The organism is Pedobacter sp. SG908 (assembly GCF_011759615.1).
Lineage (GTDB): Bacteria > Bacteroidota > Bacteroidia > Sphingobacteriales > Sphingobacteriaceae > Pedobacter > Pedobacter riviphilus.
In genome coordinates, this window is record NZ_JAAOYY010000001.1 from 2,950,478 (window position 1) to 2,971,845 (window position 21,368).

The window sequence follows — 21,368 nt, forward strand, 5'->3', positions numbered from 1 at the left end:
CTAACCCTGCGCTTGTTGCTTTTTAGATTGGGTAACTACAAAATCTTTCAGGTAAAAAGGTTCGAAATAGGCTACATCTTCAAATCTATTGTTGCTGAAAGCTTCGTTTGCTAATTGCGACATGTATGTCGCAGCATTGAAATTGGTCGTATCGAATTTTGCATTTAGATGTGTTAAAACTTCAGCACACTTAGCCGCTCCATCGCCTAAAAAAACAACAGCTTGTTGTGTGAGATAATCTGTAAAACTTGTCTCATCAATAATTTTTGCTTCGGTTGGCATGATTACGTTTAACGAGCGATCGAAAATTGCGGTATAAACTTCCATTCGGCGGGCATCGATCATTGGGCAGATTAAACCTGAATAACCAGGATTTTCTGTCAAATAACCAGCAGCCATCATTTCTAAGGTTTCGATGGCAATTAAAGGTTTATCTAATGCATAACATAACCCCTTCGTTGTAGAAACACCAATTCTTAATCCGGTATAAGACCCTGGCCCTTTACTTACCGCAATGGCATCTAACTCTTGGTAATTCAGTCCTGCAGTTTTAAGCACTTCATCTATAAACAAAGTTAAATTTGCTGCATGTAGGTTCTGCCCCTTCTCTTCTTTAAATGAAAATGTTTTGCCGTTTATGGATAGTGCTACAGAACAAATTGCAGTAGCTGTTTCTATTTGAAGTATCTTAGCCATTGCGCAAAGATATAGTTTTTAGCCTTAAATTAATTCAGTTTAGCGTTTGCGCTTCGGCGTTTGGAGTCAAATTATCCCTGGTAGTGTATCATCTCGTAGTATCATCTTGATCGTAGCCGAAGGATTTTTACTTCAATCTTTCAAATGAATTAGCTAGAAGTTTGGAGTCGATTAACCAATTAATAATAAAAAATGGCTAGTGAACCAATGAACCCTTCTACGGAACCGGATCATGCCCATGTTTGCCCCAGGGGTGACAACGGCCTATGCGTTTCAGCGCCAGCAAGCCGCCTTTAAATGGTCCGTGCTTTTTAATGGCCTCTATCCCATATTGCGAGCAAGTTGGCGTAAACCTACAATTTGCCCCCAACATTGGCGAAATGGCGTATTGATAAACTTTAATTAAGCCTAAAAAAAACCAACCGAAAATTTTATTGATGAATTTCATTGGGCTGGATTAAATTTTGGAAACGCTTAAAGCTAGCGATCAGTTTTTTCTCGATAAAAGCAAATTCATACTTATCCTTACCTACAAACTGGATGGAAAACAAAAGCAATCCCCTATCAGTAGGTAAAGGCATGTATAATTTATCTTGTTTATTTAGGCGATAAGCTTCGCGTATGCGGCGCTTGAGCAGATTGCGATCTACTGCCCGTTTATATCTTTTTTTAGGAACATTAATGACCACCTGCGCTTGTACATGAGCTGGTGCATCAACAAAAAGATAAGAAATTCGAAAAGGGTATAATAAAAAAGAAGAACCGTTCTTAAACAACAGGTCTAAATGTTTCCTGCTGCATAACCGTTCTTCTTTCCTGAATGTGTACATATATTTTTGATTGATAACTGCAGATTTTGATCTGCCGATCCCGAATGAACGGAAAAGCAATCAAAAATTATGCTTTATGCTTGCGTTCGTCAGAAACTGTTAATCTTTTTCTTCCTTTAGCACGACGTGATGCTAATACTCGTCTGCCGTTAGCTGTTGCCATTCTTTCGCGGAAGCCGTGTTTGTTTCTTCTCTTTCTTTGCGAAGGTTGGTATGTTCTTTTCATGACTGTATATTATCTATTGTAAAATTAAGAGGTGCAAATATAAAGCGATTTCTCTACAAATGCAAGAGTGATTAATTATTATTTTTTCTATTCAAATGCAAATGTAATAATTCTTTTGAAAAAGAGACCCTGTGGCCATTTATAAATATCTGTTTGTATGTTTTATTGTTTCACCAAACGTTCCTGCCCGTGATCCTTTTCGATGGAACTAGATAGAATTATTTTGGTATAAGACGCTAGAAAGAACCAAGCCATCAATAGCAGCACCTACAGCCACAAAACAAACCTGATTGAAGTGGTAATCCTTTACAGGTATGACACCGACCGCTAGACTCAAAAAGCCTAATGACTAACCTAATGGTTAACATTTTTTCTACAATAAAGACCCTGAAATAAACTCAGGGTGACGCCTCTTTGAGAATCTATCTTTATAAACCTAATGCCGCTTTCAGCTTCACATAACCCGTTTTACTCACCGGCAACCAGATATCAGACTTCAACAACACTACATAGCTATCTTTCTCTTTTAGCTCTATTTTGGTTACCTGGGCCAGATTAATGATGTAAGACCTATGTATGCGGATAAACTGACTCACATCCAATGTTTGTTCGAAATAAGCCATGGTTTTGTTCTTATAGAAAGCACCATCAACGGTACTTAATTTTACATAATCATCATCGGCTTCTAAATAGTTGATATCGGCAACAGGGATAATCTTAATTACACCGTCTTTTTTAACTACTACCCTATTATTTTGTGCCGGACTTAAAGCTGCTGCATCCAAAACAGCCTCCGTATTTTCCACATGGTTTAATTTGCCGGGTAACTTTTTAATAGCAGCATCGAAGCGCGATTTATCAATCGGCTTGAGCAGATAATCTACTGCATTAACCTCAAAAGCTTTAATAGCATATTCATCAAAAGCTGTGGTAAAAATTACTGCAGGTTTATCTTCCACCAGCTCGAGCATTTCGAAACCGCTAATTTTAGGCATCTGTATATCAAGAAAAATTAAATCAGGCTTATGCAAGGTAATGGCTTTCAAACCTTCGAACCCATCACCACATTCTGCTACAATCTCTATTTCTGCATGATCTGAAAGGTAATATTTTACAATATCTCTCGCTAAAGGCTCATCATCAATTAGTATTGTTCTGATCATTTTTTTGTGGAATTTTTAGGGTGGTAATATATAAATTATTTGCCTCAATATCGGTTTGTAACAGATGTGTATTCGCAAATAATAAATATAACCTGCGTTTAATGGCACTTAAACCAAACCCAGTTCCTCCAGCAGCCTTCATTTCCGGATCGAAAGGGTTTTGTACTCGCAATTGTAAAATATTATATTCAACAGTAACATCTATCTTGATTGTAATGCCTGCTGAAGTATTATAAAGTCCGAATTTAATGGCATTTTCTACAATAGGTTGCAATAATGTACCTGGCAAACAAAGATTTAAGGTATCTTCAGCAACATTAACCTCAATGTTTAACCTATGGCTAAACCTTACCTTTTCAATATCGAGGTACAATTGGATGTACTCCATTTCTTCCTCAACCGAAACCCATAATTCATCATCGCGTTTTAGGGTGCCACGAAGAAAAGAAGCCAATTTTGTAATCATTACGCCTGCCTCTTTTGGGTTAACCATGGTAAGGGCAAATACCGAATTTAAACTATTGAAAAGAAAATGCGGTTGTAATTGGTGCCTTAACTTATTCAACTCAGCCTCTTTCGCTAAACTTTTAGCTGCCGATAATCTTTCATGTGTTTCTGATTGTTCTTCTAACCTATACCATAAAATATTAGCAAGTGCACACCATGCCAAGCACATAAAAGAAATGAGGCCTCTGAAGGCGAAAGAAAAATTGTAAAAATCCTTGTACTCTTTGTAATCAGAAAAAATATAGAGCACCACATATTTTGAAGCAAAAATAATCACAAATGTAAGCGCAAGGCTAATGATCAGCATATACAGTATACGTTCATTCTTCGGCTGGTAATACCCAAGCATATTACTGATCCCAATGCAAGCCAACGCCAGCAAAAAGTTATTGGTTAAGCTATCAGTTATCGATACCCACCAAGAAAAATTAACTACGTAATGCAATCCAGCAGCGCACATTACAGTCCACACTATTGCAATGGTAAGCGATATTTTCTGTATCTGCGGAACGGATAAAGGTCTAGTTGTCAAAATGGTTTTGATTAGTTAATGATTTATTGCGGTGTGCTAGCTTTTCCAGGTATTGTGTAACCGATTTGGGTTCAACAATCCTGGAACTTACCTCTACACCATCGGCGAGTTCTTCTATTGCCGATATTCCACCTACACCTATAAACTTCCATACTACTTTATCGCCATTACAATTATTAAAAGAAGGGTTAAAATGTATGGCATTCAATTTAGCTTTGCCTAAAGCCTGCGCAATCCCATCTGCTTGGATTAAACGCGTTTGTTCGTTAAACTGGGGTGTATGTTTTCCTTCACCACAAATTACCTGATAGATACAATTTACTGCAAACCATTTCATAGGCGATGTTTTATAATAAATGTTTAGAAACTTTTAATTTCGATCCCTCCAAATAAAGCCGTTCCATCTAAAATCAATGTTTTTTTCATCTCTGCCACTGGCATTACATGCGATCTTTTATCTTCAACGCTACCAAATAATGCCGTTACGTTCGATTTTATTGCCCAGTTTTGTGGCACAATTAGTTTAATTCCTCCAAAAACGGCTGTTACATCAAGCGATACCGTTTCAGGGAAATCGGCCTGGGTCATTACAATATCTGCTCCACCGAATACAGCCGTAATATCGCCCCCCTGAAAGTTTTTAGAGTAAACGGTTTGGTTACTTCCTCCAAAAACGGCCATTACTTCAATAACATCATTATTATTTACAGTCTTTTTATCGGTAGCTTCGTCAAAATCAAAATCAGCCTTGTTCTTATCCTTATATCTTTTTCTAAAAGTCGGAGTGCCCTTCGGTCTGAAGATTAAAAAGCCGCCTACTATAACCAAGCCAACACCTAAAGCGTATTTAGATAAATCAAGATCTAACCCAGGTATGTTTTCTAAGGTATTATAAGCGCCAATCAAAATCAGGATCAGCCAGGCTATTCCTTTAAAGTTACGACGAAGACCGATAAATACACCCAGTACAATTAAAAAATTAGACCAACTGAATATCCATCCCGGAATATTTAATCCCATGTTGTTCAATAGAAATGCAAATCCGATGATGGCTATGATGAAACCGCTCCACACCCTTCCTGAGTTTTTAAGCTGGTTGTTATCGTTATTATTAATATTTTCCATTTGTGTTCATATTTAATACCCAAAAGTATTGATAAGCATCCGATCGTAATAGATGAGACTTGCTAAAGCTCGGCAAAAGGCGGTAAGCACCCTTATTTTATCGGTGAAAATTATTTTGTTATTTTCATGCCATGAAATTTCCCCTATTAATGTTTGTTCTTACTATTTCTACTGGCTTGTTTGCACAGGGAATAAGTAGCCATTACAAGATTTATGATGTTAAAAAACAGAAATCCATATCGATAGACGACATTGTTGCCGATATGGACCAGGCAGATGTTTTATTCTTTGGCGAAGACCACAACGATTCTATAGGGCACTATCTGGAAGCGGAGCTTTTTAAAAAACTCCATTCAAAATATCCGTTAAAAACCGCATTATCGTTAGAAATGTTCCATACCGATGTACAACCTGAAGTAGATGAATATCTAGCAGGATTAATATCAGAAAAGAACTTTGTTAAAGAAGGCAGAGCCTGGGGTAATTACAAAGATTACAAAGCTTTAATAGAATACGCAAAACAAAACAAGTTAAAAGTTATTGCTGCAAATGCGGCTACACGTTACAGCAATGCCGTTACCATGGGCGGACTTAAAATTTTAGAAAACTTCCCAAAAACTTCATTTAATTTTTTACCACCCCTACCAATTGATACGGCCCAGGGTAGGTATTATGAAAAATTTACTGAAACTTTGGGTGGCCACAGTATCGGCGCAATGAAGATTTACCAGACGCAAAATTTATGGGATGCTACCATGTCATGGTCTATAAATAAGTTTCTTAAGGCAAACAGGGGCTTTAAGGTTTTTCAGCTTAATGGACGTTTCCATAGCGATGAAAAGCTGGGAACTTTAGCAAAACTGGCTCATGCCAATCCAAAATTAAAAATCCTCAACATTTCTTCATTTTCGGATGAAAGCTTTGCGAATCCCAATTGGGAGAAATTTAAAAATCTTGGCGATTATATTATAATAACAGATCCTACAGTAAAAAGAAGTTATTAAAACGAAAATCCGCCCTGATTTTACATCAGGACGGATATGGTTATTATGCCTTTGTTTTTAACAAATCTCTGATTTCTGTTAAAAGTGTTTCTTCCGCTGTTGGCACTACTGGTGCTGCAACTGCTACTTCTTCTTCTTTCTTTTTCATTCTATTAATTGCTTTAACCATTATAAAAACAATCAAAGCCAACAATAAAAAATTAATGGCTACTGTAATAAAATTACCATAAGCAAATATAGATGCATCTGGTGCCGCTTTTTTAGCATCTGCCAGTGAAGCGCCCTTCGGAATCAGTTCAGCGCCTTTCCCCATTGCGAAATAAATGCTGCTAAAATCTGGTTTACCTACCATTGCAGCTACAATCGGCATCACTAAATCGTCGATTACACTGGTAACAATTTTACCAAAAGCGCCACCTATAATTACTCCGACTGCTAAATCGAAAGCATTACCTTTAATGGCAAATTCTTTAAATTCTTTTACAAAGCCCATGTTTTATTTAAGTTTTAGTTTATTTATTTACTAAAGTAGCAAACATTAAACTTAATACAAATGTTTATGAAATAATTTTAAAACCAAACATATCGATAGCATTTAGATCAAATCAGCAGAATATCTGAAATCTATTGTTTATTTTTGCCCTATTCTTTTATATTTACTATGCTAAAGCAACACTTACAACAAAAATTATTACAAAAGTTATCACCACAACAAATACAGTTTATTAAACTGTTGCAGGTGCCAACCGTTGCTTTAGATACCCGTGTAAAAGAAGAGCTCGAAGAAAACCCTGCACTTGAAGATCCAAGTTTAATGACTCAGGATGAGCCAAAAAGCGAATATGATGATTTAAATGACAGGCCTGAAGATTACGAACAATCATCAGAAGATACCAGCATGGATGAATTTAATGTAGATGATTATTTACAGGATGATTCTGCCAATGATTACAGCACCAACTACAATAATGGCGACGATGATGAGGAGAAGAAAGAAACACCAATTGCCATTGAAAGTACTTTTTTTGAAAGTTTGCAAGAGCAATTAGACCTTATTCCGCTGTCCGATCAGGATTTTATTATTGGCAAACAGATTATCGGCAGTTTAGATGATGATGGTTATTTACGCCGTCCGTTAGGCTCCATGATCGATGATCTTGCTTTTTCTCAGAATGTTATGGTGGAGGAAGATGATGTATTGGAAATGTTAAAACTGATCCAAGGCTTCGATCCTCCTGGTATTGGCGCAAGAGACCTGAAAGAATGTCTATTGATCCAGTTAAAAAGAAAAGATCCGAACAACCCGATTATAGTTAAAGCAATGAATGTTGTAGAAAACTATTTGGATGAGTTTACACGTAAACATTACGATAAATTAGAGAAAAGTTTAGGCTTAGATAGTGAAGAACTTAAAGAGGTAGTAAACGAAATTTTGCGTTTAAACCCCAAACCAGGGGATGCCAATCAGGTTACAACCAAACAAATGCAGATTATTCCTGATTTCCACATCAGCAATAATGATGGCGTATTGATTTTGACGTTAAATTCGAAAAATGCCCCTGAGCTAAAGGTAAGCAGATCTTACCAGGAAATGTTCGAGCATTACGATAAAGCTTCTTCAAAGGATAAAAAGCTGAAAGAGGCCGTTCAGTTTGTTAAACAAAAATTAGATTCTGCTAGATGGTTTATAGATGCGATTAAACAAAGACAACAAACTTTGTTAAAAACCATGAATGCCATTATGCATTATCAATATGAATATTTTTTAACAGCAGACGAGCGCAAAATGCGTCCGATGATATTAAAAGATATTGCTGATAAAATCGATATGGATATCTCAACCGTATCGAGGGTTGCTAACTCTAAATATGTACAAACCGAATTTGGCACCTTCCTGTTAAAATCTTTCTTCTCAGAAGCAATACAGACCGAAAACGGTGAAGAAGTTTCGAATAAAGAGGTAAAAAAAATATTGGAAGACTGTATCGGAAATGAAGATAAACGCAAACCCTTAGCGGATGAAAAATTAACCGAAATTTTAAAAGAAAGAGGTTATAACATTGCCAGAAGGACTGTCGCGAAATATCGCGAGCAAATGAATATTCCGGTAGCAAGGCTAAGAAAAGAACTTTAGAACAGTTGGCGGTTACCAATTGCCAGTTTACAATTCGAAGTTTATAGTTACTTATCTAAAATATAGAATTGTAAATTGCCAACTGAAAGTATTGCGCTCCAAATATAAATGGTGTATTTATTTTGATTCGGAAATGAGCAGTCCTGTGTACTTGGCAGCTTCAGTCCCGCTTTCCATTCCAAGTCCGCACTCGTTCCTCGCTTACGGGCTTTGCATTGCAATCGGGTTTAAGAACATAGTTTGTGCGCCCTGCAATCTCAAAAATAAAAAACTGGTGTAGCCATCTAGCCCCGGCTGAAGCATTACCCTGCAGCAACGAGGTACGAGGAAGCGAAGCGTAAAAGCGAAAGACGGGAGGAGACTTCCTATTCTATACAGGTTTTGCGCTCCAATCCATAAGCCACACACTTATACAAGACTGAATACCAACAGATTACCACATCTTAATGTACGATGGCACCTTATAAATATTATTTAGCAATAGGCCCAATACAATTTCGTGACTACCATTACTTACCTGATTCAGTTGTGAAGTGGTAAAATCGTAGGAGTAAGTTAAATTAACCATCTTTCCGATATTGAAACCTGCCATTGCGGCAAAAGAATCATCTTTACGATAGCTTCCACCCAACCAGATTTTATCTTTAAAAGCCAGTTTCATGTTTATGTCAACCGAAACAGGTGCCGGCGATACATACTTTACCATTACCGATGGTACCGCGGCAATCTCATCATCTAAGAAAAATTTATATCCTGCGGTTGCAAAATAATGTGGTGCTTCTTTACCTAAATTATAATTATTATCGCCTGTGAAGCTTAATTTTTGGGGTAAAATCTGTTGTACAGATAAACCTGCAAACAACCTTGCACCGTATAACCACAAACCGATATTTAAATCGGGTTTAACCTGGTTAATCAGCGCCCTGTTCATAATCGGATCTATTGGTGTATCAAAGGTTAGTGCATTTAAATCTAAAGAAATGCTCGAAACCCCTGCTGCAACGCCCGCTGATAAATTAAAATCATTGCTCAATTGCAGATGATAAGCATAAGTCACATTCGCATCCAATCTTTTTATCGGACCAGTTTTATCTAAAACAGCAGTTACCCCCATTCCATGGTGAGATGGCGACGACATATAGTTTTGCATATAATTACGGTCCATCGGATTACCTGTTTGCTCCGGGAAAGCGGTTAGCGCATTACTCCATAACTGATTATCGCCCAGCGCCCAATGTGCCGATACAAATGAAGTTTGAGGCGCATCGGTAATACCCGACCATTGTTTACGGTAACCAGCTTTAAAATCAAGGTAATTTTCAATTCCGGAGAGCGCCGGATTTAGCAGGTACTGATTAAAAATATATTGGGTATACTGCGGCTTTTGTTGCGCAAAAACCTTAAATGTTGCAAAAAGTGCAAATATGATGATGAGCTTCTTCAATTTATCTGATTATGGTGAGCGGTCCTGTTATTGTTTTTCGTCCGTTACGTGGGTTAATGATATAATAATAAACACCTACCGGAAGTGGTTCATTTTGGTAATTCCCATCAAAAGGAATTTTATAACCATTGCTAAAAAATACCCTATTCCCGTTTCTGTTAAAAATTTCGACAGTAGCATTTGGATAAGATTCTAAGTATTTAATGATCCAGGTATCGTTTACATTATCGCCATTTGGCGTAAAGGTATTGGGTGGATTTATAGCTTGCAATACCTTAACCAATACTTTTGAAGTTGTTACGCAACCTTCTGGCTGTGTAGTGGCCGTTAAGGTATATTCTGTGTCCTCATTTGGTGAGGCAATCGGATTTAAGACATTGGTTTTGTTCAAGCCAACTGCTGGCGACCATTCGTATTTTAAATTGGTTCCTTCGGCAGTTGCCGGAATTTCGATCTGCCCGCCTGCTAAAATGTAAATTAGCGTGCCCGCATCTGCCACAGGGGATTTATACACTGTAATGGTATTGGAAATGGAATTAGGACAGCCATTATCTCCTGTAAATGTATAAGTGATGGTATGCGGCCCAAGCCCGGCAATTTTAGGATTAAAGGTACCATCTGCCCTCATACCATCGCCACTATATACACCTGGCGGCCCATTCATTTCTTCGCCAACCTTTTGTTTGGCCTGTGTAATTAAAACTGTTCCATCTGCGTCGCAAACTGGAGCCATATCATCAAACACCAGTTGCGGAACTGGTTTTAAGGTAAGTGTTTGCGATTCTGAATATTTAAAACAATTTTCTCCAGAATAGGCAACAAGCCTGATGTTAAAGGTTCGGTCGGTAGTGCCTCCAAAAGTATTGTAGTTAAGTATAAAAACTTCGTTATTATCTGGATAAGGAATTGTTTTATAAATAGAACTTTCATTACCAAAATCTCTATAAATCTCAATCTTAGTGATTTTACCCGTAAATACAGTAGATGTATTTTTAATCATGATATTTTCGCTCACACAGCTATGGTCATTGATAATCTCAAAATCAGCCGTTTTAACATCACCATTAACGGTGAAGGTAAGTGTTTTTGACATTTCACAACCATCTCCATTTTTAACAATTAAAGCCGCTATATAATCACCTGTGGCTGTAGGTGTAAAAGAACCATCAAAATCAGTTGAGGTTGCTACTATAGCATTATTAAAAGTAAAGGTCCACTGAGCGGTCAAACCCGTCGTACTTCCGTCTGCATTTTTGGATGTATTTTTAAATCTGGCCACGCCATCAGCCAAACAAAAACCAGGGAGTTCGAAATCAGCAGATTGTGGATCAATTACAGTTACCGTTTTAGATTTCACTACACTCACACATCCTTTATCACTTTCGGTTGTTAGTGTAATGGTATAAGATCCAGTAGCACTATATTGATGAATGGGGTGCTGTTCAGTAGAAGGAGTACTTCCATCGCCAAAATCCCAGGTCCATTTCACAATAGTTCCGGGGTTTTCTATTGTTGATTTTTCAATTATTTTGATCAATTTGCTGGTGCATAGTCCGCTTACATCAAAATCGGATATTGGTTGAGGGTTTATATTAATTTCGACTAATTCTGATGTGTTGGAGCAATTGTATTCGGTGCTAACCGTTAATCTTGCAAAATATTTACCAGCTTTTGTATAGGTATGCAGCGGGTGCTGTTCAGTGGAAGGAGTACTTTCATCGCCAAAATCCCAAAGCCATTTTGTAATCGTCAGATCCGAATTGGAAACACTTAAATCGGTAAATTTCACATCCGTTCCTGCGCAGCCAACCAACGGGTCAAATTTAGCCGTAGGAAGATCGTAAATATTAAAAGTATAATTTGTTGCGACTTCGCCTGATATGCAAGAGGATGCATTAGGCAGAAAAGTTATTACGTCCAAGCTGTGTTTACCTTTTGTTGTATAAGATTTGGTATATGGTGATTCGTAGGTATATACACTGGTTCCATCAGGCAAGTTTTTAGTTTCCAACAATATGGGAGCATTCTGAAGGATGGTAGCTTCATTATCAAGCGACCAGCTAATCTGGTTAGGCTGGTAAGGAAGAGTAATCTTGATGTTGTAAGTTTCGCCAACACAACCATTTTGTCCCTCTTCATTTTTCGTAGAGTTAAAAACAGTAACGTAGTTGTTCGACGATAAATTTGTACCGGCCGAATAAGCATAAGATTCGTGATCTCCAAAACCATAAGCAATAGCATTGAAGCCATCGTCGGCAGTTAGTGTTACGCTTTCATTATCAACGGTAATCTGTGTATACGAATAAAGCGGATTGCCACTTAAAGGTATCCAGGCAGTTGTTGGTACTACACCATTATACCTAAATCCCGAAATTTTATCTGTTTTGATCAGCACATTAATGTACTTATCCTGAATAGCTTCCAAATTGGAAGAGAATACAGTAACGCCTCTTATATTGAATTCGATCGGGTTTAATATTACCATTTCTGGATCTCCAATAATCCCTCCGCCATTTGCAGACGAACAATCCTGAGACAGTGCATATTGCGCTACACTAATCAATTTATCAGCAGTAATAAAGGTTGAGCCAGTTAATGTTCCACTTTCAATAAAAAATCTCCCTTTATTGATCACTTGGGTAATACCATTATAGGTTACACTAGTATTATCTTCTTGCGCAAGTATCCGCAGAATATATTTCCTGTTGATAAAAGGCACCACTCCATAGTTTTTGCCCCAACTGTTTGTTGGATAAAGCTGCTGAAATAATGGGTCTTGCGAATTATTACATACAATTCCGATCACGGAAGATCCAGAAAACGCGGCAAAGCGCTTACAGGAAGATGTTTCAGGATCAGTTTCAACATAAATTCCGGTTAAATCTTCTGTTCCAGAAGCCAAATATTCGTAGGCATCGCCTGCTTTGCTTAAGGTAATGGGTATTTTATTCCCATTTTTCTCATGCAGGATAATTTTGGTGTTATCTTCTACCGCAACCAATGTCAAAAAATTATTCCCCCCGTTAGTTTGGGTAAAATTCATGGAATAATATGTCTGGCCCAAAGTTTCAAATGGTAAGATCAGGGAAGCTGCAGATCTCGCTCTGCCATAAATATGGGCATAAACAGAAACTTTAGGTTTACCATCGGCAACCTTAATATGTATTCCCCTGTTTGTAAGCACCCGGTTTGCATCGGTTACCCTATCAATATAAGCGTCGGCCCGGGGTACATCAAACCTAACGGCAGTATTAGCAGGAATAGTTTTAGTAATGGGCGTGGCGCTTCCACAGGTAACGGTAACTTCAGAAGAGGATTTTGAAGTCACAAAAATAGCAATATTTCCATTAAACCCTCCAGATGGTACATGTGTAGGAAAAACTGCCCAAAAGTCGTTTCCCTCATTTGAAACATTTTGTCCGAATGTTTTAGTAAAAAACAAAGACACTAACAAAACCAATAACCAATGCCTGCTCATCACCTATCGGTTTAGTTTGAAAACGTTATACATGTTTGTTTGATTAGATATGCAATATACTATTAATCAAATCACAAGAAAAAACAATTATTAGAATTTTAACAATTTTTAAGCAGAAAAACCACCTTTCGTGTAATAAAATAGAAGGGTTGTGTAAAAAAGTTTCACATACAAATGTATTGCCTTATGAAGAACAGAATGGAGAGCCATGAATATAATAACATGCAAAACAAAAAAGCCACTTTATAAAAAGTGGCTATATGATAAATATTCAATCATTACCTTGGTCGGACTGATCGCCGCTACCGTATTTTGCAGAGAAATTTTTGGCTTTTTCATCTGCAGCACTATCGTTATGATCTTCAGGCTCCAGATTTTCGTCTAAGCGTTTGTTCCAATTGTCCAGTCCCTGATTAGGGTGTTTTGCATTTTCTGCTGTGAAATCAGATTTTGATTTGGACAGATCTTCTTTTTTATTTTCCATTATTGGCGTTTATTTTAATTAAAACAGCACCATTAACAGAAAGTTTTATTTACCGCAATTATTTAACAGGCGGTTCATCCTTGGCGTCTTTAAATTCTTTTACACTCTTCCCTATCCCCCTCATTAATTCTGGCAACTTTTTACCACCAAAAATAAGCAGGATAACCACGCCGATTAAAATAATTTCTATTGCAGACATATCTTTATATTTTTCACAATATACGTTAATTCCTCTGAAATGGTTTGTTAGGGAATGGTTAATTGGTTCGCTGACAACAAATGCTCAATTCCGAACCTCAAAGGTTCTATTGTATTCAGAATGCCTAATATTTCCCTCTACTCCTGCTAGCATTAACACTATTTTACAAGTCATTACTAATCAGCTTCTTAACAACTTTCGCATTTCCATCCAGCTAGGCCATAGACGATACTTGTTTCTGTGTCTCCATGAAAAACTAGTTCATTGGTACAATTACAAGAAAAGATCATGGAACAAGTTCAGGAGGACGAAAAGAAGGAGCTAATCGCCTCTAAACACGTACCCCCTTGGCGCTAAACCAACAAAGCATTTAAAGTTCTTGTTTTGATTTTAGGCACCGCGCCATGGCGCATAAATTCGGCAAAACCTTTTAACTGTTTGATCGACTTAATGGCTTCATAGCCTTCAAATGATGTTCTAATTTTGTTTAGCAGCATGGTATCTGTTTTAAACAGATCACTTTCAACCAATATCCCTTTATTCAGAAATTTTTTAATTAGTTCGGCCATTCTGCCATTGGCATATAAATGAAGCGGTAATTTAAACACATCATTGTTCAGCTTCTCGAAAGCTTCATTAATCCAAGCCACCTCAGTTTCTGCATTCACTGCTATTTTTCCATCTTTCAAAACAATGGAAGTCAAAAATTCGCGGGCACGCTGACGGGAAATTACCCCACCATGAATACCATCACGCAAAGTATAATCCAAACGATCGGCACAGAGCGACGGCAAAGGTTGCTCTAAAATATCAAAAGTACCATACAGAATCTGGTTAACATTATATCCATAATTTAACAACACATCAGGTACTTCCGATTTATATAAAACTTCGGCAAAAACCTTTTCATGGTAATCTTCATCTGTATTATCGAAAACATAATCGCCCACATGAGAAAAAGCGGTATGCGAAATATCGTGCAGCAAGCCTGCAATTTGCTCCAGTTCTGAACCACCAAGCATCCTAATCAACATGGTAACCCCAATGGCATGCTCCAATCGTGAATGGCAGATATCTGGATTGACCAAAAATATAGCACCGCTTTGATGTATCCCGCCTAGCCTTTTTAAAGCATCAGTATTTAACAGATCAGAAAATACCATTGGCAGTTCCATTTTGCCGTATAAAAAATCGTTTACCTGGATCATATTGCTGTGCTTTAATTAAAAGAAATAATCAGAAACAAAAATACTAATAATTTTAGTTTTATCATAAAAAATTATCAACATTAAAACCCCTTAAAACTAATATAATTAGCCATAAAACCGCTTTCAAATATTTTGAAAGCTATTATTACAATTTCATGATCAACAAAAAACCTGCAATAAAAACAAGCCAATAAATTAAACGTTATACTTGTAAAAAACTGGTATATGGCAACTGCTCAGCAAATTAGAAAAGCATATTTAGATTATGTTCTAACAAACAATGAAAAACCAAAATCGGTTTACATTTTCGTAAAGAAGCTTAAAATTACCGAGACCGATTTTTATCAGTTTTTCTCTTCTTTTGAAAGCATAGAAAAAACAATCTGGTTCGAACTTACTTTCGAAACCATAAACAAAATCAAAGAGCAGGAAGTTTGGCCCCAGTATACGGCCAGAGAAAAAATACTTTCTTTCTTTTACAGTTATCTGGAAAACCTGAAGAACGAACGCAGTTTTGTGATTTACAGCTTAAAGAATCACCGGGGTAAATTTTCTACTCCTGATGTACTGGCTGGTGTAAAACCTATTTTCGAAAACTTTGCACAAGAAATTATTGAAGAGGGATTAGATAGTGGAGAACTTGCCGAGCGCCGTTTTCTAAGCAAAAGATATAAAGATGCCTTATGGATCCAGTTTGCTTTTATTGTTAATTTCTGGATCAACGATGATAGTGAAGGTTTCGAAAAAAGCGACGAAGCCATAGAAAAAGGCATCAATGTAACCTTCGATCTTTTCCAGCATTCGCCAATCGACAATTTATTGGAATATGGGAAATTTTTATCCAGAAATGGAAAATTTGCAGAAAAGATGAGGTTTTAAACACCAGATGAAAACACAAAAAAGTATTCCAACTACCAAAGTAGAGCGTTCAGCAAAGTTTGTCAAAACAGGTATTCAGATCGGGGGCAACTATATTAAACATTACTCAAAAAAGCTGTTCAACCCTGAAATGGACCGAGAACAGCTTAACGAGGATAATGCAACCGATATTTATAAATCGCTAAGCGAATTAAAGGGCAGTGCCTTAAAAATCGCACAGATGTTAAGTATGGATAAGAATATCCTGCCGAAATCTTATGTCGATAAATTTACCCAATCTCAATACAATGCTCCTCCCCTTTCAGGTCCGTTAATTGTCAGAACTTTCACCAAAAATTTCGGTAAAACACCTGAAAATATTTTCGATAGTTTTAACTTAAGCTCCAGCAATGCTGCTTCTATTGGCCAGGTGCACCAAGCGATGCTTAATGGTAAAAAACTCGCCATTAAAATTCAATACCCTGGTGTGGGCGACAGTATTTCCTCTGACCTGAAACTGGTAAAACCTTTCGCTTTCCGTTTACTGGGCATGTCGGAAAGGGAATTGAATATCTATATTAAAGAAGTTGAAGAACGTTTGCTAGAAGAAACAGATTACGAACTGGAAGTTAAACGTTCTATCGAATTTTCAGAAGCCTGTAAAAACCTCGATCATGTTGTATTTCCAAAATACTACCCAGCATTATCCGGAAAGCGCATCATTACCATGGACTGGATTGATGGTTTGCATTTAAAAGAATTTTTACAAACGAATCCTTCACAGGAAGTACGCAATAAAATCGGGCAGGCGCTGTGGGATTTCTATAATTTTCAGCAACACGAACTCAGAGCTGTACATGCAGATCCGCATCCAGGGAATTTTATGATTACACCGGATGAAAACCTTGGAGTAATTGATTTTGGCTGTATTAAAGAGATGCCGGATGATTTCTACTACCCGTTTTTCGCCTTAATTTCTACTGATGTAATTAATGATAAAAATAAAACGATAGATGCATTTAGAAAACTGGATATGATCCATACTGACGATTCTCCTGAGCAGGTTGAGTTTTATTATAAATCGTACAGGGAGATGATCAGTCTCTTTGCCAAACCCTATACCAGTAAAACTTTTGATTTTAGTAAACCTGATTTTTTTGAGCAGCTATACGCCTATGGTGAAAAGATTTCGAAAATGCCAGAATTTAAACAGGCCCGTGGGGTAAAACATTTTATTTACGTTAACCGAACTAATTTTGGTCTGTATACGATATTACATGAATTAAAAGCAACGGTTAAAACAGATACTTTCAAACCCAATGTAACTGCCTAGAGAAATTCATTTCGATAAATCGTTATTTCCAACCAGATCGGGAATCTTAATACAATAAGATTTAAGATTAGCTTCGCTGAGCACTTTATGGTTCCTGCTTGCACGGGAATGACTACTGCCCTAATAGAATCTATAACAGATCGCGTAAACAGGAAATGCTTAGGTTATATCAATAAAAGTATTCTTGTAGATTTCTCTCCCGAAAGTTCGGGATTGCACTCCATCCGATAGCTATCGAATCGAAATGACAATCTTTCGATAAAAATCTAGCTGTTTTTCTTTACCACTTCAACCATATGATCAATATCAAATGGTTTTTCGATATAATCATCAGCTTTGCATTCTTCTGCCTGTTGTGGCAAGTTATTTGAAGTTGAGGTTAATACAGCCGATACATCCTCTGTTTCGGGGTCAGATTTAAGCTCTTTAATTATTTCCGAGCCCTTCTTTTCTCCCTTAATGTGATCATCCACAATCACAACATCGGGTTCAATTTCATCTATTTTATCTATAGGTTCGGTTGTTAATGATGCCGTAACATCAAATCCCTCTTCTTCCAATACATGGTCCATTATATCGAGGATATCTTTATCATCCTGAACAAGCACAACCTTTTTCTTCATAAACAAACAGACTAAATTCTCATTAAATATAAAAAAAAAGACCAGATCAATAAAAGATCTTAAAATATTTTACAAATGCTTGGTAAAAGTTTCAAGTTTTCGTCTTGAATTAATGCCTGTTCGTCGAGTATTACCTATCGGTTGTATAAAAACGCAATACTGCCTGCAACGTTTTTCATTTCACTGCGTCTTATCATCAAAACTACAGCAAAAAGACTTAAACATTTAAATAACAATTAATTAACATTTAATTATTAAATAAAAATATTATGAAAACCTCAATCAAAACCCTAATCGCAACTTCATTAACAGCAATCGTTTTATCATCAGCTTTATTTACTACAAACGCTTCTGCAATGGAAAAAGAGCCTGATGCAATTTTAAAAATATCGGCTTTTAAAAGAATTTCTGTTAAAGGAAATGTAGAAGTAACCATTATCCAGCGAAGTAATTCTGGTATTTCTTATGCTGATGATAACACAGGAACGGCAAAAGTTATGCAAGATGGCGATAATTTAAAAATCACTTCAACCAGCACCGAAAAAACAAAATTGACTGTTTATGTAAACGATTTTTACAGAATTGAGGCTTCAGAAAACGCAATTGTTAAAACTGAAGGAAAACTAAGAACTAAATATCTTCAGATCTTTTTAAAAGGAAATGCACATGCTGAGATCAATACCAGTTCAGAAGGTTTATATACCGTAATTTCAGATCAGGCAGATTTAAAATTAAGTGGTTCTACTGATAGCCATACTTTGGTAATGGGTAAATCGCAAAAGTTAACCATCGATAGATTTGCAGCTTTAAAAACCAACATCAGTTCTATAGAAACTGTTGCTGTTGAAAAAGAAATTGCCGCAATCAAATAATTATAAAACACACCAATGAAATAAGGCTTTCTGATTCGGATCAGAAAGCCTTTTTGTTGTATGGAAAATGTAAGATGGACTTCGCTGAGCAATCGTGGTTCTCGGCTACGTTGCAATCCGCTCGAAATGACGAACTCTTACGGATTATTAGTGCTGAAGCACCTTCGCAATTTCCTTCTCGATGGATTTGATCTCCTTAGGTTTAAGTTTTTTAGCAGCATCTGCTTTACCTGCTGCTACTTTACTTTCCAGATATTTTACGCCTACCCTTAAAGCTTTTAAGCCAGAAACACCTTGAAGTTCATCTAGTTCCAATTGCTCTAAATCGTCATTTAAATACCCTTGAACCTGCATATATTTAATATACTCCATATATTCTTTGGCTTCTTCAGGATTGAAATAAACCATTGCAATTTTATGGGGCTGCGTTAAACGTTCGGTTGTACCTTTAACCAATACTTTATCAATACGTTTTTTAACTACTTCGTAACGGATATTATAAGCACCTTCTACATCAAAACGGCGTTCGTCGTTCCTAAAGCTAATATCAATTGCATTAGAATGGATAAAGATCAGCTGTGTGGTTTCTAATGCACGGGGCATTTCGCCAATTAATCCTTTCGATAAACGCGCAATATCGACCATTGAGGTTAACTGCCATAAACGGATATTTTTAAGGTACAACAAATCAAATGGGCGGTCAGGTGCAATTTCCTGTCCGATGTAAATATCATACTCCACTCCATCAGTTCTGAATTTGGCAAAATAACAAGGGTATGAAGCCTGTAAATTAGCCTGCGATTTCTCCAGGTATTGACTCACTTCGGTATTGATCAGCTGCATCGAAATTTCCAACTGCCTGCGATTTGCAAATGCAGCACCAGTTTCTGGAACAATAACTTCGAAATAACGATCTACAAACTCAGCTGTTATCGGGTAGTTTCCTTTTATAATTGATAAGAAAGGATAAACTTCTATTTCTAAAAACTCGTTCAGTTTGTTTTCTTCGTTTGATGAAGCAAAATCGCCGATGCGTTTAATCCAGTCTTTACAATTGAATAATAGTTTATCGGTAAGTTCTAAAGAAACATGCTTACGGATGGCTTTTAAAGTATCAATTAAACTGTTCAACTGTACTTCCATATCATCTTTTAAAGCTTTATTCCGCTCTATGGTAGAATTACGGATATCAATTGCCCCAAATAGCGGATACATGTGTTTAAAGGTGATCGTTTCGATTTCCTTTAATTTATGGTAACTGTTATTCTGCTGAAGAAAGTGCCAAACAGCCTCGTTAAACTTCCATTGTACCGATGGCTGTAAAGCGGTAAACTTATCCATCAGCACTTCATCCATTTTAGCATCAAATTCTTCGATACTGTATTGGAAAAGCTGACCGATTAAAGGCATTGCCGGACGTAACCTCGATAAAAGTTTATCGTCAACCAATACTTCCTCACTCGAATAAACCTCTAAAACACCTGCCAACTGCGTATTATAATATACAGGCAGTACTGAATAAGAACAAACACCAGCAGCTTTTAAAACCCTTAAAAAAGGATCTTTATCGATCTGATCGTCATTGATTGAGCTTACAAAAATTGATCGTGGGTTTTCTTTATATTTATCAACCAGCGAATAAAAAACCTCTTCTTCGAGATTGGATGATTTTGCTGAATTAATCAGCATACTCTGCGAAAATTCCCGATTATCGAAAACCAACTTATTGTTAACCGTTAAAAATGGCATTAGGCCAAATTCAAGTTTTCCGTTTCCGCTAAGCGTTTTTAAGGCATGGATGACATGCGTATAGGCTTCCGTTTGATAATTGTGGTTAACCAATGCATCGCGGATACCATCAATGGCATGTTGTAAGGTTACATCTGTTATAGAGATAATACTGAATCCTTCGAAATGAAAATTTTGTAATGGCAAATGCTCTACCAGGTACTCCAATTCAGTTTCCTCTTGAAAATGCTTGCCCAGTTCTTCAAAATTAAGTTCAGGCAAATCGCCTTTATGAACAATATCTACAAACTTGGTATCGGTTTGGATATTATAGTACTGCGTCAGTTTTGTTTCCTGATTAATATGCGCATAAATGATCTCATTCTTTAGTACCGAGGTAAAATTATAAAAACGGCCTAAAATAACATTATAGATAAACTTAAGTTGTTTTTTCTCAACAGGCTCGTTGTCTTTGGTTACCTTATTTTTAGGATCATGATCCTTAAAAAATTTATAGAATGCATTGGTGCTAAAGAAAATCTGATCTGGAATTGGGGTACTTAGGGCCCAAAATAAATCGTCTTCATTATCCATTAAAGGGGTTAGAATAGTAAAAATCAATTCTAAAGTATCTTTATATTGGGATAATTCTTCGGCACTGATGTTGCCAAGCAGCACATCGTCTTTTTCAATTTTTTGAAGTAAAAACCTGTAAAATTCAGATTTTACCGATTTTTCTGTTTTCAATCTGCCTTTCAAATACTCCACAAGGGGGCGGAAAGACAGAGATGATTCTACCTGGCAATGTATACATTCGTTTTTATGTATCTGTATTACATTGGTATTCATTGTATAAGTTTGCTATAGTGTAAAAATTATAGTTATCTATTTAATTACTAATTCTTTGCAAAGATACATACTCAT

The 21,368-nt window shown here is 36.7% G+C and carries 21 protein-coding genes; 5 read left to right on the forward strand and 16 right to left on the reverse strand.

What is annotated here, in order from left to right:
- The 8 genes from tsaB to FHT21_RS12095 form a co-directional block, all read right to left on the reverse strand.
- Nucleotides 1–696 carry a tRNA (adenosine(37)-N6)-threonylcarbamoyltransferase complex dimerization subunit type 1 TsaB gene (gene tsaB / locus FHT21_RS12060; RefSeq protein WP_167294900.1) on the reverse strand — a complete coding sequence of 232 codons (696 nt, stop codon included), beginning with the start codon at nt 694–696 and terminating at the stop codon, nt 1–3.
- Between the two features lie 217 nt (nt 697–913).
- Nucleotides 914–1,144: a membrane protein insertion efficiency factor YidD gene (yidD, locus tag FHT21_RS12065; RefSeq protein WP_167294901.1), complete on the reverse strand. Its 231-nt coding sequence runs from the start codon at nt 1,142–1,144 to the stop codon at nt 914–916.
- Nucleotides 1,128–1,526, reverse strand: coding sequence for a ribonuclease P protein component (locus tag FHT21_RS12070; protein ID WP_167294902.1), 399 nt, complete (start codon nt 1,524–1,526; stop codon nt 1,128–1,130). The genes yidD and FHT21_RS12070 overlap by 17 nt, the downstream gene beginning before the upstream one ends.
- 67 nt (nt 1,527–1,593) lie before the next feature.
- Nucleotides 1,594–1,752, reverse strand: a complete 159-nt coding sequence (gene rpmH / locus FHT21_RS12075) for a 50S ribosomal protein L34 (RefSeq protein WP_010601723.1) — start codon at nt 1,750–1,752, stop codon at nt 1,594–1,596.
- A gap of 428 nt (nt 1,753–2,180) precedes the next feature.
- On the reverse strand, nt 2,181–2,915 hold the full coding sequence (locus tag FHT21_RS12080; protein WP_167294903.1) for a response regulator: 735 nt from the start codon (nt 2,913–2,915) through the stop codon (nt 2,181–2,183).
- Nucleotides 2,893–3,954: a histidine kinase gene (locus FHT21_RS12085; protein ID WP_243853976.1), complete on the reverse strand. Its 1,062-nt coding sequence runs from the start codon at nt 3,952–3,954 to the stop codon at nt 2,893–2,895. The genes FHT21_RS12080 and FHT21_RS12085 overlap by 23 nt, the downstream gene beginning before the upstream one ends.
- The gene (locus tag FHT21_RS12090) at nt 3,944–4,291 is read right to left on the reverse strand and encodes a DUF4288 domain-containing protein (RefSeq protein ID WP_167294904.1); all 348 of its coding nucleotides are present in this window, start codon (nt 4,289–4,291) and stop codon (nt 3,944–3,946) included. Before FHT21_RS12090 ends, FHT21_RS12085 begins: the two co-directional genes overlap by 11 nt.
- Before the next feature lie 23 nt (nt 4,292–4,314).
- Complete coding sequence (locus tag FHT21_RS12095; protein WP_167294905.1) at nt 4,315–5,079, reverse strand: LiaF domain-containing protein; 765 nt, start codon at nt 5,077–5,079, stop codon at nt 4,315–4,317.
- 131 nt (nt 5,080–5,210) lie between these two features.
- Here FHT21_RS12095 and FHT21_RS12100 point away from each other — a divergent pair, with 131 nt between their 5' ends.
- Nucleotides 5,211–6,083, forward strand: coding sequence for a ChaN family lipoprotein (locus tag FHT21_RS12100; RefSeq protein WP_167294906.1), 873 nt, complete (start codon nt 5,211–5,213; stop codon nt 6,081–6,083).
- Between the two features lie 43 nt (nt 6,084–6,126).
- On the opposite strand, the gene mscL is transcribed toward FHT21_RS12100, so the two are convergent.
- Nucleotides 6,127–6,576: a large conductance mechanosensitive channel protein MscL gene (gene mscL / locus FHT21_RS12105; protein ID WP_167294907.1), complete on the reverse strand. Its 450-nt coding sequence runs from the start codon at nt 6,574–6,576 to the stop codon at nt 6,127–6,129.
- Between the two features lie 168 nt (nt 6,577–6,744).
- Here mscL and rpoN point away from each other — a divergent pair, with 168 nt between their 5' ends.
- A complete protein-coding gene (rpoN, locus tag FHT21_RS12110; protein WP_167294908.1) occupies nt 6,745–8,217 on the forward strand; it encodes an RNA polymerase factor sigma-54 in 1,473 nt (490 codons plus the stop codon).
- 433 nt (nt 8,218–8,650) lie between these two features.
- Here rpoN and FHT21_RS12115 read toward each other — a convergent pair whose 3' ends face one another.
- The 5 genes from FHT21_RS12115 to FHT21_RS12135 form a co-directional block, all read right to left on the reverse strand.
- Entirely contained in the window at nt 8,651–9,661 is a 1,011-nt protein-coding gene (locus tag FHT21_RS12115; protein WP_167294909.1) for a type IX secretion system membrane protein PorP/SprF, read from the reverse strand.
- Between the two features lies 1 nt (nt 9,662).
- Entirely contained in the window at nt 9,663–13,139 is a 3,477-nt protein-coding gene (locus FHT21_RS12120; protein WP_167294910.1) for a PKD domain-containing protein, read from the reverse strand.
- Between the two features lie 271 nt (nt 13,140–13,410).
- Nucleotides 13,411–13,623 (reverse strand): hypothetical protein, encoded by a 213-nt coding sequence (locus FHT21_RS12125; protein ID WP_167294911.1) that lies wholly within the window; start codon nt 13,621–13,623, stop codon nt 13,411–13,413.
- A 58-nt stretch (nt 13,624–13,681) separates the two neighbouring features.
- Entirely contained in the window at nt 13,682–13,822 is a 141-nt protein-coding gene (locus FHT21_RS12130) for a twin-arginine translocase TatA/TatE family subunit (protein WP_029280163.1), read from the reverse strand.
- 353 nt (nt 13,823–14,175) lie between these two features.
- The gene (locus tag FHT21_RS12135) at nt 14,176–15,030 is read right to left on the reverse strand and encodes an HD domain-containing protein (RefSeq protein WP_167294912.1); all 855 of its coding nucleotides are present in this window, start codon (nt 15,028–15,030) and stop codon (nt 14,176–14,178) included.
- A gap of 225 nt (nt 15,031–15,255) precedes the next feature.
- On the opposite strand from FHT21_RS12135, the gene FHT21_RS12140 reads away from it, so the two are divergent.
- Together FHT21_RS12140 and FHT21_RS12145 are read left to right on the forward strand one after the other, a co-directional pair.
- Complete coding sequence (locus FHT21_RS12140; protein ID WP_167294913.1) at nt 15,256–15,909, forward strand: TetR family transcriptional regulator C-terminal domain-containing protein; 654 nt, start codon at nt 15,256–15,258, stop codon at nt 15,907–15,909.
- 7 nt (nt 15,910–15,916) lie between these two features.
- Nucleotides 15,917–17,221, forward strand: a complete 1,305-nt coding sequence (locus FHT21_RS12145; RefSeq protein WP_167294914.1) for an AarF/ABC1/UbiB kinase family protein — start codon at nt 15,917–15,919, stop codon at nt 17,219–17,221.
- Between the two features lie 266 nt (nt 17,222–17,487).
- On the opposite strand, the gene FHT21_RS12150 is transcribed toward FHT21_RS12145, so the two are convergent.
- Nucleotides 17,488–17,844 carry a response regulator gene (locus FHT21_RS12150; protein WP_167294915.1) on the reverse strand — a complete coding sequence of 119 codons (357 nt, stop codon included), beginning with the start codon at nt 17,842–17,844 and terminating at the stop codon, nt 17,488–17,490.
- A gap of 269 nt (nt 17,845–18,113) precedes the next feature.
- Between FHT21_RS12150 and FHT21_RS12155 the strand changes: the two genes are divergently transcribed.
- Nucleotides 18,114–18,716 carry a DUF2807 domain-containing protein gene (locus tag FHT21_RS12155; protein WP_167294916.1) on the forward strand — a complete coding sequence of 201 codons (603 nt, stop codon included), beginning with the start codon at nt 18,114–18,116 and terminating at the stop codon, nt 18,714–18,716.
- Nucleotides 18,717–18,863: 147 nt separating this feature from the next.
- Here the strand turns inward: FHT21_RS12155 and FHT21_RS12160 are convergent, their stop codons facing one another.
- The gene (locus tag FHT21_RS12160) at nt 18,864–21,293 is read right to left on the reverse strand and encodes a GAF domain-containing protein (protein ID WP_167294917.1); all 2,430 of its coding nucleotides are present in this window, start codon (nt 21,291–21,293) and stop codon (nt 18,864–18,866) included.
- Nucleotides 21,294–21,368: the final 75 nt, after the last annotated feature.